The sequence below is a fragment of the Cytobacillus sp. Hm23 genome, from assembly GCF_051842895.1.
Classification (GTDB): domain Bacteria; phylum Bacillota; class Bacilli; order Bacillales; family SM2101; genus Nanhaiella.
The window spans coordinates 1-15,222 of sequence record NZ_JBPXRQ010000034.1 but is presented as its reverse complement, the minus strand read 5'-3'; the positions used below and the strand labels follow the sequence as shown (position 1 = coordinate 15,222).

Genomic DNA, 15,222 nt, shown 5'->3' with positions numbered 1-15,222 from the left:
TTGTTTTCACATGTATTGTTGCTTTTCCCATAAAGAAATAAACACGTAATCAACTAGAGTTCGTGACAATGGCTAACTTTTAAAACCACTTTTTATGGTATGGTCCTAACTTAACAATAGCAACAAAGTTTACGAGAAGAGCCTTAACAGAGTATTACTGAGTAGCGCAAACTCTTCAATAGCTAATGTTTCCCCACGACGTTTCGGGTCAATATTCGCACTTCTTAACGCTTCTTCTATCACTTCTTTCTTCTGCTTTCCATTTGGTAATTGATTAACTAAATTATTTAATATTGTTTTTCTTCGTTGTGCAAATGACGCACGAACAATAGTAAATAAGTGATCTTCATTTTCTACATTGACCACTGGATGATCGCGTCTTGTTAAACGGATAACAGCAGAATCAACATTTGGCTGAGGAACAAATACTGTTTTAGGTACTGTCATTACCTTCTCAGCCTTTGTGTAATATTGAACAGCAATAGACAGGGAGCCATAATCTTTCGTTCCTGCAGCAGCTGTCATCCGATCAGCAACTTCTTTCTGAAGCATAACAACAATACCCCTGATTGGGATTTGTTCTATTAGTAATTTCATAATAATTGGCGTTGTAACATAGTATGGTAAATTTGCAACTACCATTAAATCTTTCATTTCGCCAAACTCTTCTTTTATAACAAGTTCAACATTTGCTTTAAGAAAATCTGAGTGAATAATTTTAACATTATCGTAAATGCTTAACGTTTCTTGTAATACTGGTAATAAGCGTTGATCTATCTCAAAAGAAACTACCTTGTTAGCACTTTTCGCCAAATGTTCAGTAAGCGCTCCAATACCAGGCCCTATTTCTATTACTCCACTCTCTTCACCTAACTCAGCATGGTCTACAATGCGACGTAACACATTCGTATCAATTAAGAAATTCTGTCCTAAACTTTTTTTGAAAGAAAAACCATACTTCTCAAGAATTGCTTTCGTACGAATAGGTGTTGCTATATCTTTATTCATGAATTTGCTCCTCCTGTAGCACTTTACGTAATGCAGCTGCAAATGAATCTCTAGATATTTGAAACATTATTAAACGTTTGTGTAGTTGTTTACCATTTGTATAACCAATCTTGAGATATTTGCCTAATCGTTCACGTCTTAATTTTGCTTGCTGACCGCCAATTAAACCTGCATCTACAAGATCTTGAAAAGGTATATCTTCCTGTATATCTTCAATTTCTTGCTTTACATCCTTTAGGGCTTGTTGTATCGCAGTTGGCGAAGCATGCTCAACCCCTATACCTTTTCCGTTTTTCCCAATAGCTTCAGACTTTTGTAGAAAAGCATGCTTACAACCTGATACTTGTTCAGATATTATTTTTCTTATTCGCTCACCAGGGAAGTCTGGATCAGTAAATATAATAACACCTCTCTTACGTTGCGCTAAGCGAATTTGTTCAATTACAATACTATTTATCGCTGATCCATTTGTCTCTATCGTATCGGCTTGCACAGCACGTTTAACAGCTACTGTATCATCCCGACCTTCAACAACAATTATTTCTTTTATAATCATTTTTATTTTTTCCTCCAAAAGTTGAAACTTTTTAACCCATTCAATCGTCTAACATGTAGAAAGTAAATTTCTTTGCATTTTTTTTTATTTTTAACTGCTTTTTTACACAATCTATACTAAAACAACTTAGCTTAAACAATTATAACGTAAAAATGCAGAGGATAGAAAAATCCTCCGCATTAACAAAGTGTTAATTAATTATTCTTATTTTTACTTTTCTGTTACCCCATCGATAAGCTTCATCTTTCGTCGGGAAAAACACATCAATTTTATAGCCTTTAATAGCAGAACCAACATCTCCTGCTATAGCGTAACCATAGCCTTCTACATATACTTTAGTTCCTAAAGGTATAACACTAGGGTCTACGGCAATTACTTTTGCTTGAGGGTTTGCTTTTAAATTTATGCCCGTAGAGGTAATTCCACTACAGCCATTACAACTTGCAGTATATGCGGTAGAAGATACATAAAATTCTTCCCCACCTTCAGTACCACGGGATACTTGAATTTCTTCCTTAGTACCTACAGCTACAACACGGTCAAGACTTTCTTTTAATGTTGATGTATTTACTAATGTTCTTGAAATTTCTTTGCCATTTTCTAAGATAACTTCATATTGTTTTTCAACTAAACCTTCTTTACCTTCAGAAAGAATTTTTGAAGCACCTTTTGATAATTTACTATCTTTTTTTGTAACAACTGCATAGTCGACTGGCTCTTCCACTACATCGGTGACTTTTTCAACTCTCGTCACAGTAATAACCGAATCCTTCTTCACTCGCTCCGTTAAGTTTGGTTCAACACGATCAAGTAAATTGAGAGTGATCTCTTGCTGCTTTAAAAAGTCAGCGACAGTAGTCGAAGTAGACCATACTTGTTTATCTTCTCCGCCGACATTTAGTGTAATTTGAAATGCCTTTTCCAATGTTATTACAACTTCATTGCTTATATCTGTACTTAATTCTGGTCGAATTCGGTCATGACTTGTTAATTCAATTTCATTTTCTGCCAGAAATTCTTTTACTGTTTTTGCAGTTGTCCAATACGCTTGCTCTTCCCTCTCATTTACAAAGAGAACAAGCTTTGCTGGCTCCCACACCACTTCAATATTATTACTTATTGGTGTATCCACCGATGGATTTACTTTGTCTGCAGGTTTTACATTGACATCATAATCGTCTAACAGCTCATTAACTGTATTCGCATGTGTATTAACTACCTGCGTATAACCATCAAGAGTTAGAGTAACTCTTTCCTTCGTAGCTTGGAAAATGATAAAGACTAATCCAGCTGAGATAGCTATGAAACTACTAATAATTATAGCTAATCTCTCTTTCTTGAAGGGCTTAAAAAACAGATTTTTCAATCTTGATAACTCGATGAAAAACGCCTCCTTCTCCTCGGAGAGATTATATATAGTTAGTTACTATCTGTCAACCCTGACCTCCTTTTCACTTTCGATATACAACATTATGCAAAAAATAATTAAAAAAGAAAAGGGAGACTTATCGACACTTCCATCACCTACAATAGTAAAGGATGTAGAATTTACTCAAGGTCAGTTATCGTTAGACAAGTCTCTTCAGCAAAAGACAAAGAAATTTATCATTTCATGCCGAATAATTTTTTTGCATTTAAAGTTGTTTTTTCAGAAACTTCCTCAACTGTAATTCCTTTTAAATGAGCAATGGATTCAGCAACATACTTCACGTAGCTCGGCTCATTACGCTTCCCACGATAAGGGTGTGGAGCTAAATATGGACAATCTGTTTCTATGAGAAGATTTTCTAACGGTATATCCTTTGCGACTTCTTTTGGCTTTTTTGCATTTTTAAATGTGACAGGACCACCGAGTGAAATATAAAAGTTCATATCTATACACTTTTTAGCTACCTCTACACTTCCTGTGAAGCAATGCATAATCCCACCAACTTGTTCAGCATTCTCTTCCTCAAGAATTTGTAACACATCAGCTGTTGCTTCGCGATTATGAATAATAATTGGTAAGCTCACCTTTTTTGCTAGTTTAATTTGTTTGCGAAATACTTCTTTTTGAACATCTTTTGGTGATTTATCCCAATAATAATCCAGCCCCATTTCACCAATCGCAATTACCTTTGGATGACTTGCCAATTCTTCAATCCACGATAGGTCCTCATCAACCATATCAATTGCATCAACTGGATGCCAACCAACTGCAGCATAAATAAAGTCATACATTTCAGTAAGTTCCATAGCTCGAGTAATTGTTTGACGATCAAAACCAACAACAACAATATGGGATACACCTTCCATTTTAGCACGATTAATGACATCTACTACATCCTCGTCAAATTGCGTTGCATTTAGGTGTGCATGTGTATCAAATAACATCTTAAAACCTCTTTTCAATTATAAAATTCTCTAGCATTACAATGGTGTTAAATTTAGATTAAATTAAGGTGTTCCACTTTTTAATGAGCGGAACACCTCTAATTAAAAACCTAAAAGTCTTGTTATTCACCTACAAATAAGACAACAAAGACAACCCTATGCTGTGTACTATACTATTTTATTTTCGTTCCATTAGGTAGATTTTGATTAACAGATGCTAAAGATAGCATGCCCTCATTTTTACCTGCTAGAATCATTCCTTGCGATAACTCGCCACGAAGTTTAACTGGTTTTAAGTTCGTTACACAAATGACTTTTTGTCCAACTAACTCCTCAGGCTTATAATGCTCTGCTATTCCTGATACCACTTGACGTTGTTCATACCCTAAATCTAATTGAAGTTTTAACAATTTATTTGCTTTTTTCACTGGCTCAGCATGTATAACCTCTGCAACCCGTAAATCTATTTTCATAAAATCATCAATCGTAATTTCATCTAGTTCAGGCTCAGCTTTATCAATTTTCTCAGTTTTTTCAACAACATCACCTTGCATTTGTTGTTTAATATACTCAACCTCTTCCTCCATATCCAGCCTTGGAAAAATAGGTTTCCCTTTGTTAACTGTTACATTTGGTGGAATAAACCCAAATTGTGCTAAACTATCCCATTGCTTTAATTTTTCATCAGTAATTCCCATTTGCTCAAACATGAGTGAGGGTGTCTGTGTTAAAAATGGCTGTAATAAGATTGCAACTCTACGAAGTGATTCCACTAAATGTGTCATAACTGAAGCAAGCTGTTCTCTACTGTTTTCATCTTTCGCTAACAACCATGGCTGGGTTTCATCAATATATTTATTTGATCGACTAATTAGTTGCCACACGGAAGAAAGCGCAACTGAAAACTCCATTTTCTCCATAGCATCACTATATTTCTCTACAACTTTTTCGTTCATTGTTACAAGTTCATTGTCAAAATCTGTTTTAGAGCCGTTATACTCAGGTATCTCCCCATCAAAATACTTTTGAATCATAGCAATAGTTCTATTGAGTAAGTTACCTAAATCATTAGCCAAATCAAAATTTATCCTTTCAACAAACCCTTCAGGCGTAAACACGCCATCTGCCCCAAAGGGAACTTCTCTAAGTAGATAGTAACGTAATGCATCTAAGCCATATCGGTCAATTAAAGATACAGGATCAACAACATTACCTTTCGATTTCGACATTTTGCCGTCCTTCATGAGAAGCCAACCGTGAGCAAATACTTTCTTTGGAAGCGGTAAGTCCAATGCCATAAGCATGATAGGCCAATAAATAGTATGAAAACGTACTATTTCTTTACCAACAAGATGTACATCCGCTGGCCAATAAGCTTGAAATTTTTCATCATTTTCTGAGCCATATCCCAATGCCGTAATATAATTTGTTAAAGCATCTATCCACACGTAAATAACATGCTTAGGATCACCAGGAACTTTTATTCCCCAATCAAACGTTGTTCTTGATACAGCTAAGTCCTCTAAGCCAGGTTTAATGAAATTATTAATCATTTCATTTTTTCGCGATTCTGGCTGAATAAAATGAGGATTGTCTTCGTAGAATTTTAACAGTCGATCAACATATTTCCCCATTTTAAAGAAATATGATTCCTCTTTCACTTTTTCTACAGCACGTCCACAATCTGGGCATTTTCCGTCGACTAATTGACGTTCAGTGTAGAAAGATTCACATGGTGTACAGTACCAGCCTTCATAAACATCTAAATAAATATCTTCCTGTTTAACAAGTTGATCAAATATCTTCTCAACAATATCTTTATGCCTTGTTTGCGTCGTTCGTATAAAATCATCATACGAAATATCTAACTTTTTCCACAAATCCTGTATTCCTGACACAATGTCATCTACATACTTTTGAGGTGAAATCCCTTTTTCATCAGCCTTTTGCTGAATTTTTTGACCGTGTTCATCCGTTCCGGTTAAATACATCACATTATAACCTTTAAGCCTTTTATAACGGGCCATTGCATCACCCGCGACCGTTGTATAAGCATGTCCTATATGCAATTTGCCGCTCGGATAATATATTGGGGTAGTAATATAAAAGTTTTTAGCTCCTTGTTTCATCTTTTCCTCCTTATGTAAAAAACAAATCAATAATTATAAACCTTAGTTTACTATAAAGATAAGCTTCTTTAACTAGTGTATAGGATTTATTGTTTATTTTATTTTAAAATGTATAGTCAAATCAAATTTCAAATTATATTAGTATTTATTTTCCAGTAGTTTTTTGTCGATTTATAGTTGAAATTTGTCGAATTTTATTTATAATAATTCTTAACTACATTGGTAAGTTATTTGAAAATGTTAAAAATAAATGGATTATTTTCTAAATATTTACCATTTAGTGATATTATAGCATTTTAAGTTAAATCCTATTAAAACAATAGTTATCTCTATATATAATACCATTTTTTTAAAAACACTACATATATTTCAATTAAATTCATTGACTAGCATGGGAAACACTGGTATTATTAAGAAAATAATTATTTGTCGAATAATGACGAATTTAAGAGATAATAAAAATTTTTGTATTAGTGAGAGGAGTATTTATTATGAAATCTACAGGTATAGTTCGTAAGGTTGATGAGTTAGGTCGTGTAGTAATACCGATCGAACTTCGACGTACACTAGGAATTGCAGAAAAGGATGCACTAGAAATCTACGTTGATGATGATAGAATTATATTGAAAAAGTACAAGCCTAATATGACTTGTCAAGTAACAGGGGAAGTATCTGATGATAACTTAACTCTTGCCGAGGGTAAAATTATTCTAAGTCCTGAAGGTGCAGAAAAGCTAATAGATGAAATTAAATCAAACCTAGTAAAATAATGAAGTTATCATAAAAATAAGCGCCTTACATTTCTATTATACGGAATGTCTAGAAGGCGCTTTTTTCTTTTTATTTGGCTATTTTTCATAAACTTTGTTGTTTTTACTTTAATTTGAGAAACTAATGTAGTGTATCATATGACTTTTATTGTCTTTAGAGAAGAGAGATGTCCAGAAAGTTAGTAATATTCGTGTTTAGCTCTTATTGCGAAAAGAAACAATTAATGTGACACATCCTTTTATTTCCTAGGAAAAAGGATGATAATTTGTATTCTACCTTACATGGTATTGTTGATAAACTTCTCTTTTTACCATATCTCTATCTTTTGCTACTTTTTTTATCGCATCCTTTGACGTGTACGATTGTTTATTTATATAATAATCGATATGCTCTACAACAGTTAATTCTTCCCACCATTGATTTTCCATATGACTTTCTATACTACTTCCTTCTACTATAATACAAAACTCACCACGCACATTCGATTGCTGTGACCATTGAAATAGATCTTGTATCGTTCCCCTAATAAATTCTTCATACTTTTTTGTCAACTCTCTAGAAAGGACTGCAGGGCGATCACCTAATTGTTCTAACATCATTTTTAACGTCTCTTGCAACCTATGCGGTGATTCGTAAAATATCATCGTTTCTTGTACTTGATTACAAAGCTCCAATTGTTTACGTTTTTCTTTTTTGTGACGAGGTAAAAAGCCGTAGAAATAAAAAGGTTGTGTTTTTATTCCAGAAGCAATTAACGATGTTAATGCTGCATTTGCACCTGGCAATGGAATCACCTTGTACTGCTCTTTTAATGCTGCAACAACAATTTCAAAACCTGGGTCAGAGATTGTCGGCATCCCTGCATCACTAACTAATGCTACCTTTTTTCCTAATTTAAGCAGGTTTATTATTTTTTCGCCACTCGTTTCTTTATTATGCTCATGATAACTCATGACTGCATTTGATATTTGAAAGTAATTCAATAGCTTTTTCGTTTGTCTTGTATCTTCTGCTGCTATAATGTCTGATTCTTTAAGTATACGTATTGCCCTATATGTCATATCTTCTAAATTACCAATAGGTGTTGGAACAAGATATAAGCATCCTTCTATATCTTCATTTTGAAAGCTGTTTTGTTGCCACATACTTTAGCTTGTTCTCCTTTGCTATAAATTGCTCTTTCTTCTGTCGTGTTTTAAGTTGCTTGAAATCCCATTCTGCCCGAAGTGCTTCACTTTTTGTAGCATACGATTTGGCAAACAGTAATGATACGGGAATACGCCCTCTCGTATACTTTGCCCCTTTGCCCTCATTATGTGTTCTTATGCGTTTCTTAAGGTCATTTGTATAACCAGCATAATAGCTTCCATCACTGCATTCTAACACATATATGAAATGCTGTTTACTTTCCATATAGAATGTTCCTCACATCGTCAGTGTATTCATTGTGTTCATTATATACTACTAGCGGGGGTAATAACTTCAAATCTGGGCTTCCATCCTTGGTCGCTTCAATTAATAGGGTATTTGCTTCTTTTCCATGTCGAGGGTAAACGAATTGTAATCTTTTTGGCTCTAAACGATATTTCCTCATTAAAGTAATCATGTCAATAAGACGACCTGGTCGGTGTACAAATGCCGCTTTCCCTCCCTGTTTAAGTAGCATACTACTTACTCTAATTGTATCCTCTAGCGTACAATAAATTTCATGTCTAGCAATAGCTAAATGTTCATTTTTATTAATTTCTTCATTACTAGGTGTTGGAAAATAAGGTGGATTGCAAGTAACAATATCAAACTTTCCTTGTCCTAATAATGTGGGCATATCTTTTATATCGCCATGAATAAATTTTATCCGGCTATCTAGTTTATTAAATGCAATTGTTCTCTCAGCCATCTGATAAATTTTTTCTTGGATTTCGACTCCTGTAATATGCCCTTTTGTCCTTTTACTAAGTAATAATGGAATAACGCCATTTCCAGAGCATAAATCAATTAAATTACCCCTTTGAATTGGTACATAAACAAATTTAGCTAATAAAACTGTATCTAGTGAAAAGGCAAACATCGATGGGCTCTGAATAATTCGCATATTTTCACCAAGTAAATGATCTAATCGCTCATCCCCTATAAGCTTAACCATCATAGACACTCCTTTCTGTTTATAACAATGTTGTCGCATGAAGAACTAAACACATTCGACACCTTTTCTTATCATATAATACACTTCTGTCACTTAAATTTAAGTGACAAGTGCCTAATTAAAAGTTCAACACTTCTTTATTAAAATTCCTAGTAAAAATAGTCTTCCAAAGTGGAAGACTATACATTATTTTTTATTTAAAAATGATAAACAAAACAAGCAATCTCCTTCTGCACGAACACTACCATAGTGAACATTACATATATGAAAGCCTTCTTGATATAAACGGGCTAAATTATCATAACCCTCCCCAATATCAACTTGCTTATTTTGTTTCCTTTTGTTATTAGATTTGTTCTTCTTTAATTTTTTTGGCTCTTCTGAGGTTTGCTCTAATCTACGTCTAAGATGCTCATTCTCAATTATCAAATGGTGATTTTCTTCCAATAATTGTGCAAGATGATCTTTGAGCTCTCCCAGTTGACGATATAAATGCCCTATTTGCTCCTCCATACTGCTTACTGAATGAAAAATCTCTTTTTTATCCACAAAATCCACCTCATTAATCTGTGGCTTGAATTGATACAGCTCCCTCGTTCATTAGTTCATCCAATGTGTATTCAATTACTCGTTCTCTATCGTTTAATTCAACTTGTAATACACGTTCTAATATATTCAATCCAACTACACGGCCTGCTCCATTAGGTGTTACGATCTTCTCACCAATATCAGGTAGCAGTTGTTTAGCAGATTCGTATTCATCATTTTCATACTTTAAGCAACACATCAACCGGCCACATAGACCAGATATTTTAGTAGGATTTAAAGAGAGGTTTTGGTCTTTTGCCATTTTTATAGAGACTGGCTCAAAGTCCCCTAAAAATGTCGAACAGCAGAGCATTCTTCCACACGGACCTATACCACCTAACATTTTGGCTTCATCACGAACACCAATTTGACGCAATTCAATTCTTGTTCGAAAAATAGCTGCAAGATCTTTCACTAGTTCTCTAAAATCAACGCGGCCATCTGCTGTGAAGTAGAAAATCACCTTATTTCGGTCAAAGGTATATTCTACATCTACTAATTTCATCTCCAAGCCATGTTGATTAACCTTTTCGATACATACTTCATATGCTTCTTGTGCAGCTTGTTTATTCTCTTCAACAATAAGTTTATCTTTTGATTCAGCAATTCTAATAACTTTTCTTAATGGAAGAACTATGTCGCTCTCATCAACTTGTTTTTTATTTATAACTACCTTGCCGAATTCAATTCCACGTACTGTTTCTACTATAACAAATTCTCCATCATCTATTTTAAATTCCCCTGGATCAAAATAATAAATTTTCCCAGCTTTTTTAAAACGTACACCAACTACATCATACAAATTAAAATCCCTCCTGCAAATTCAATACAAGTTGTTCCATTAATAAATGTGGATTCATGTTGGTGTGTAAACGACTTTTGGCCTCTAAAACTGCTGACATTTGTTCAGCAATATGATTTTGAGAAATATGAAGGGCATATTGATTTAATTTTTCTAATTGGTCAGTATACACAACGTATTCATTTTCACCTAACTGAATATATAGTAAATCTTTTAACAAAAGTAATAATAAGTCTAAACTACTATCAAGCTTGTCTTTATCATTAAAATGAGAGAGCCACTTCTCTTGAATATATAATAAAGCTTTAGCATAATTCATATTTAGCATTTCATATAATTGTATCACTATCATCCTAGATTGCGCAAACCAATCATCTTGACATAATTCAGTTGCTTCTTCAAAATTATTGGTCATTTGAGCCACTAGTGCAGCTAAATGGGGTGGGGCCCCTTTATCTAGTAGGAAATCTTTCATAACAATTGAAGCAATTGGTTGAAAAGATAACACTTGACAACGAGAAATAATAGTATTTAACATTTTTTGTATATTTTCTGTAAGGAGAATAGCTATTGTATCAGAATCAGGCTCCTCTAAAAATTTCAATAGACTGTTAGCAGCATTTGTCGTCATCCGATCAGCATGTTCAATAATATATAACTTTTTGGATGACTCTACTCCAGTTTTAGAAAATTCACTTTGTAAATCTTGAATTTGTGATTTTTTAATTGATTGGCCATCTGGTTCAATGATATGCACATCAGGGTGGTTTTTCGAATCTACCCTACGACAATTAATACAATTTTGGCAAGGGATGCTTCCATTCAAATGTTTACATAACATGCTTTTAGCTAACATAAGGCTAACATGTTTTTTTCCCGTCCCTCGACCACCTTCAAATATATATGCGTGGGCTACTCTATCCTTAAGTATACTATTAGTGAGCATTTTTATTATTGTCGGTTGATAGGTTTCTAGCTTGTCCCACGTATCATTTACCACAAACATCACTCTCTTACGTATACAAATTTATTAATAATCCTTTTATAATCCCTATTTTATTTAATAGAGAAATTGAATTACTTTCTTTATCAATCAGTGTATCAGCTAAATCAATCAATTCTTGATCGATGTTTTCGATAATTTTTAGCTTTCTACCCTGTCCTCTAGAATTCCAACTATGAGATTGCTTTAAGTCCATGCCGAAATCAACAGCTTGCTCAACAAAGCGTTTCACTAACGCTTTATACTTAGTTAAATCTTTAAAGGTTCTTGAGCGAGCGAGCAGATTACCAGCTACTTCAATATCTTTCATAAGCTTGTTTAATTGTTCAACATGCATTTTCGAATCTTGTTTCTGTACAAGCTCATGAAACTTCATTTGATTACTAGATGATTGCTTAATTTCTGGTTGAGCCTTTTCAATGGTTGTCTTTACATCTTGATTAATTTTCATTATAAATACCTCATATCCGTCTAAAATTGGTGAAATTGATCGATTGGAAGAACAAATACTGTAGCTCCTCCTACCTCTACTTCAACCGGATATGATGCGTAAGTATCTACATTTCCGCCCATTGGAGAAATAGGGGCAACTAATTGATCACGATGTTGGCAACTTTCTTTTATGACCTGTAAGGCTTTTTCAACACGAATGTCTTCTGTACCAATTATAAATGTTGTGTTTCCAGATTTTAAAAAACCACCAGTACTTGCAAGCTTTGTCGCTCGAAAATTATGGTCAACTAGTGCATTTGATAATCGATTACTATCCTGATCTTGGACGACTGCTAAAATTAATTTCATAACATCAGCCTCCTATCATTTTATCACGAAATTTCTTTATCATCATGTTTAGGATGTTGGAAAATATCGTTTATGTTTCGTTTATTATAACATCATTTTCCACCACTTTATCTAGGTACTTATCATGTATTTTAAATTATTATCGTTCATGTCCTTCTATAAAATGCTCTATATGCATTTTTGCTTCATTAAACACTTCTTCAAGCGTCCTGTCTGCCTCGACTAGTCTAATACGATCTGAAAAACGGTCAACTAGTAATAAATATCCTTCACGCACCCTCTCATGAAAGGAGATATTCTCCATATCCAACCTATTAACCTCTCTTTTATTATTTTGTTGAATTCTTTGTAGTCCGACAATTGGTTCTATATCAAAATATAAAGTAAAATGAGGCATTAAGTTGTTAATGGCAAACTTATTTATCCCAAAAACTTCATCAATACCAATTCCTCTAGCATAACCTTGGTAAGCAAGTGAGCTATCTATAAAACGGTCACACAATACTACTTTCCCTTCCTCTAAGGCTGGGATTACTTTTTCAACGAGATGTTGACGTCTTGCAGCTGCGTATAATAAAGCTTCTGTACGACCATCCATTTTATCGTTGTGTTGATCTAATATTACTTTCCTAATTTGCTCTGAAATGGCAATGCCACCAGGTTCACGAGTTGAAATGACATCATACCCTTTTTTATATAAATAATTTGCTAATTTATCAATGATTGTTGTTTTTCCAGCACCTTCAGGGCCTTCGAATGAAAAAAAATATCCAGACACTCAATATTCTCCTTTGCTATCTATCAAAAATTTCTATCTCGTTTTGCTTCAATAATTGTCCACCATGAAATTTTGCACCCAATGCCTTAAAGTTAAGGATTCTTTCAATATGAGATTCTGTAATTTCTTCTCCTACTATTAAAAGTGGTACTCCTGGCGGATAAGGTATTAACATTTGAGCACATAATTGACCTACCGCATCTTTTAACGGAATTACTTTCTTATTGTAGCTTTTTAACTGGCTATATGAAATAGTTAAAGTGGAAATGTTATCGTTCGAATACATTTTTACGTTAGAACTCTTCATCTTAGTTATTTCGACAGAACGTAATATATTTTCTATAGAAAGTAACGGCTTAAATAAGTTATCATCATTTGATAATGGAAATATAAACAACACATTATCAGGATCGGCTAATTCTGTATAAACTCCATAATCCTCAAACAATTTTTGGAGATCATACCCAGATAATACACAATCAGATTGAACGGTAACCTTCAATGGATCAGTTAGTATAGATGGATTGTTTGTTCTCACTACTTGAATCTGTGGTATAGAATGTAAAATTTCAGTATATTGATTTATTTTCTCAACAAGTTGATTGATTTTTCCAGTATCTTTCATATCGTTAAGATAGTATCTTGCTAAATCCAAAGAAGCCATTATTGGATAAGAGGGACTACTTGTTTGAAATAGCTGTAAGTAATACACCAAATTATTTATATCGACAAGATTACTTTTCACATGAATAAATGAACCCATAGTCATTGCGGGTAAGGTTTTGTGTGCGGAATGAACAACAATATCCGCTCCACACTCAATTGCAGAAATAGGGAATGGCTGACCTAGATTAAAATGAGCACCATGTGCTTCATCAACTAGTACTGGAATATTATAATCATGAGCAAATGAAATAACCTCTGTTAAGTCAACTGACTGCCCATAATAATTGGGATTTGTTAAAATGATAGCTTTCGCTTTAGGATGTTCTTTAATTGCTTGTTTAATCGTTTCAATTGGGACATGAGCTGCAGTTTTTACTTTGTCATCATAATAAGGGGCTAAAAAAACTGGCTTAACCCCTGCCAATTGAATACTATTAAAAATAGACTTATGACTATTCCTTTGTACAAGAACAGTGTCATTTTCCTCACATACAGCAAGTACCATTGCTAAATTACCAGCTGTGCTACCATTAACTAAAAAAAAGCTCTGGTCTGCACCATATAACTCAGCTGTTAATTGTTGCGCTTGCGCAATAGCAGATTCAGGTGCATGTAAATCATCTAGCCCTGTTAATTCAGTCGCATCTATCCTTAATATATTTTCAAAGAAGTGTAAACCTTTTTTGGGGAAGAGAGCACCATTTTTATGACCAGGAACATGGTAAGAATGCGGGTTATAATTAATATGTTGAACTAACGCATCAAACATAGGTGTTAATTTTTGATCCATTACTACTCCTTCTAGAACTGAATTATATACTTTACATACCTCATTATTATAACTTATTTCAGGTCTTAAATCTTATTAAATAAGGTCTATTACAACAGTTAGTATTTGCTTTTAAGATTAAGATCTAAACATTGTTATTATGCGACTATCCGCCTATAATAAAAACACCTATGTATTTTTCTACACAAGTGTTCAGTAATTAATTATAATATTTTAGTAAATAATTATTTGTAGTGTGATATGGTACTGCTCTATGAAGATGTTGCCTTCTTTAACTGTTGTAGATAAAACTGATACTTTGGATCGCTAGTATCTGTTGTTATCATATTCTTTTCACATTCAATACAAATAAATGTCTTATATAAATGAATCCCTTGATACTTTCTCTGTTCACATATTAAACACGTTTCCCCAATAAGTTGTTTTTTTACTACAAGTGAACTCAACACCTCCACCTCCATACACATATTATCATCAGTATTTTTAAAATTTATACATAATTTAGAATTTTGGTTATAGAATATTTTTTTACTATTTCTATTAGTGTATTTCTTATTTAAAATAAATGTGTATGTCTATATTCAATAAGTACAACATATCTTCAAAATTTTTAAAGTATACATATTCAATGATACTTGTACATTGCATAAAAAAGCGTACAAAAAAAGCACATAGCCTAATGCTCTGTACTTTTAATTGCCTGGCAACGTCCTACTCTCACAGGGGGAAACCCCCAACTACCATCGGCGCTGAAGAGCTTAACTTCCGTGTTCGGTATGGGAACGGGTGTGACCTCTTCGCTATCGCCACCAGA

Annotated in this window: 17 protein-coding genes and 1 rRNA gene; 1 reads left to right on the top strand and 17 read right to left on the bottom strand. The window is 33.7% G+C overall.

Annotated elements, in window-relative coordinates; translation table 11 throughout:
* Positions 1–129 precede the first annotated feature (129 nt).
* The 5 genes from rsmA to metG form a co-directional block, all read right to left on the bottom strand.
* Complete coding sequence (rsmA, locus tag ACSVDA_RS18200; protein WP_485884944.1) at positions 130–1,008, bottom strand: 16S rRNA (adenine(1518)-N(6)/adenine(1519)-N(6))-dimethyltransferase RsmA; 879 nt, start codon at positions 1,006–1,008, stop codon at positions 130–132.
* Positions 1,001–1,564 (bottom strand): ribonuclease M5, encoded by a 564-nt coding sequence (gene rnmV, locus ACSVDA_RS18195; RefSeq protein WP_485884942.1) that lies wholly within the window; start codon positions 1,562–1,564, stop codon positions 1,001–1,003. The genes rsmA and rnmV overlap by 8 nt, the downstream gene beginning before the upstream one ends.
* Before the next feature lie 190 nt (positions 1,565–1,754).
* The gene (locus ACSVDA_RS18190) at positions 1,755–2,930 is read right to left on the bottom strand and encodes a ubiquitin-like domain-containing protein (RefSeq protein WP_485884940.1); all 1,176 of its coding nucleotides are present in this window, start codon (positions 2,928–2,930) and stop codon (positions 1,755–1,757) included.
* Positions 2,931–3,169: 239 nt separating this feature from the next.
* The gene (locus tag ACSVDA_RS18185; protein ID WP_485884938.1) at positions 3,170–3,937 is read right to left on the bottom strand and encodes a TatD family hydrolase; all 768 of its coding nucleotides are present in this window, start codon (positions 3,935–3,937) and stop codon (positions 3,170–3,172) included.
* A gap of 173 nt (positions 3,938–4,110) precedes the next feature.
* The gene (gene metG, locus ACSVDA_RS18180) at positions 4,111–6,093 is read right to left on the bottom strand and encodes a methionine--tRNA ligase (protein WP_485884999.1); all 1,983 of its coding nucleotides are present in this window, start codon (positions 6,091–6,093) and stop codon (positions 4,111–4,113) included.
* A 464-nt stretch (positions 6,094–6,557) separates the two neighbouring features.
* On the opposite strand from metG, the gene abrB reads away from it, so the two are divergent.
* Entirely contained in the window at positions 6,558–6,836 is a 279-nt protein-coding gene (gene abrB / locus ACSVDA_RS18175; RefSeq protein ID WP_410626667.1) for a transition state genes transcriptional regulator AbrB, read from the top strand.
* Between the two features lie 273 nt (positions 6,837–7,109).
* Here the strand turns inward: abrB and rsmI are convergent, their stop codons facing one another.
* The 12 genes from rsmI to rrf all read right to left on the bottom strand — a co-directional run bounded on the left by rsmI (position 7,110) and on the right by rrf (position 15,222).
* A complete protein-coding gene (gene rsmI, locus ACSVDA_RS18170; RefSeq protein WP_485884936.1) occupies positions 7,110–7,982 on the bottom strand; it encodes a 16S rRNA (cytidine(1402)-2'-O)-methyltransferase in 873 nt (290 codons plus the stop codon).
* Complete coding sequence (locus ACSVDA_RS18165; RefSeq protein WP_485884934.1) at positions 7,954–8,250, bottom strand: GIY-YIG nuclease family protein; 297 nt, start codon at positions 8,248–8,250, stop codon at positions 7,954–7,956. Before ACSVDA_RS18165 ends, rsmI begins: the two co-directional genes overlap by 29 nt.
* Positions 8,240–8,980, bottom strand: a complete 741-nt coding sequence (locus ACSVDA_RS18160) for a tRNA1(Val) (adenine(37)-N6)-methyltransferase (protein WP_485884932.1) — start codon at positions 8,978–8,980, stop codon at positions 8,240–8,242. The genes ACSVDA_RS18165 and ACSVDA_RS18160 overlap by 11 nt, the downstream gene beginning before the upstream one ends.
* 186 nt (positions 8,981–9,166) lie before the next feature.
* Complete coding sequence (yabA, locus tag ACSVDA_RS18155) at positions 9,167–9,529, bottom strand: DNA replication initiation control protein YabA (RefSeq protein ID WP_214484101.1); 363 nt, start codon at positions 9,527–9,529, stop codon at positions 9,167–9,169.
* A 13-nt stretch (positions 9,530–9,542) separates the two neighbouring features.
* A complete protein-coding gene (gene ricT, locus ACSVDA_RS18150) occupies positions 9,543–10,370 on the bottom strand; it encodes a competence/sporulation regulator complex protein RicT (RefSeq protein ID WP_214484102.1) in 828 nt (275 codons plus the stop codon).
* 1 nt (position 10,371) lies between these two features.
* Positions 10,372–11,376: a DNA polymerase III subunit delta' gene (gene holB, locus ACSVDA_RS18145; protein WP_485884929.1), complete on the bottom strand. Its 1,005-nt coding sequence runs from the start codon at positions 11,374–11,376 to the stop codon at positions 10,372–10,374.
* A gap of 7 nt (positions 11,377–11,383) precedes the next feature.
* Positions 11,384–11,824, bottom strand: a complete 441-nt coding sequence (locus ACSVDA_RS18140; RefSeq protein ID WP_485884927.1) for a YaaR family protein — start codon at positions 11,822–11,824, stop codon at positions 11,384–11,386.
* A 20-nt stretch (positions 11,825–11,844) separates the two neighbouring features.
* A complete protein-coding gene (locus tag ACSVDA_RS18135; protein ID WP_214484105.1) occupies positions 11,845–12,174 on the bottom strand; it encodes a cyclic-di-AMP receptor in 330 nt (109 codons plus the stop codon).
* A gap of 139 nt (positions 12,175–12,313) precedes the next feature.
* A complete protein-coding gene (gene tmk, locus ACSVDA_RS18130; RefSeq protein ID WP_485884925.1) occupies positions 12,314–12,952 on the bottom strand; it encodes a dTMP kinase in 639 nt (212 codons plus the stop codon).
* A gap of 16 nt (positions 12,953–12,968) precedes the next feature.
* On the bottom strand, positions 12,969–14,408 hold the full coding sequence (locus tag ACSVDA_RS18125) for an aminotransferase class I/II-fold pyridoxal phosphate-dependent enzyme (protein ID WP_485884923.1): 1,440 nt from the start codon (positions 14,406–14,408) through the stop codon (positions 12,969–12,971).
* Positions 14,409–14,659: 251 nt separating this feature from the next.
* On the bottom strand, positions 14,660–14,854 hold the full coding sequence (locus ACSVDA_RS18120; protein WP_485884921.1) for a sigma factor G inhibitor Gin: 195 nt from the start codon (positions 14,852–14,854) through the stop codon (positions 14,660–14,662).
* 252 nt (positions 14,855–15,106) lie between these two features.
* Positions 15,107–15,222 (bottom strand): 5S ribosomal RNA (gene rrf, locus ACSVDA_RS18115).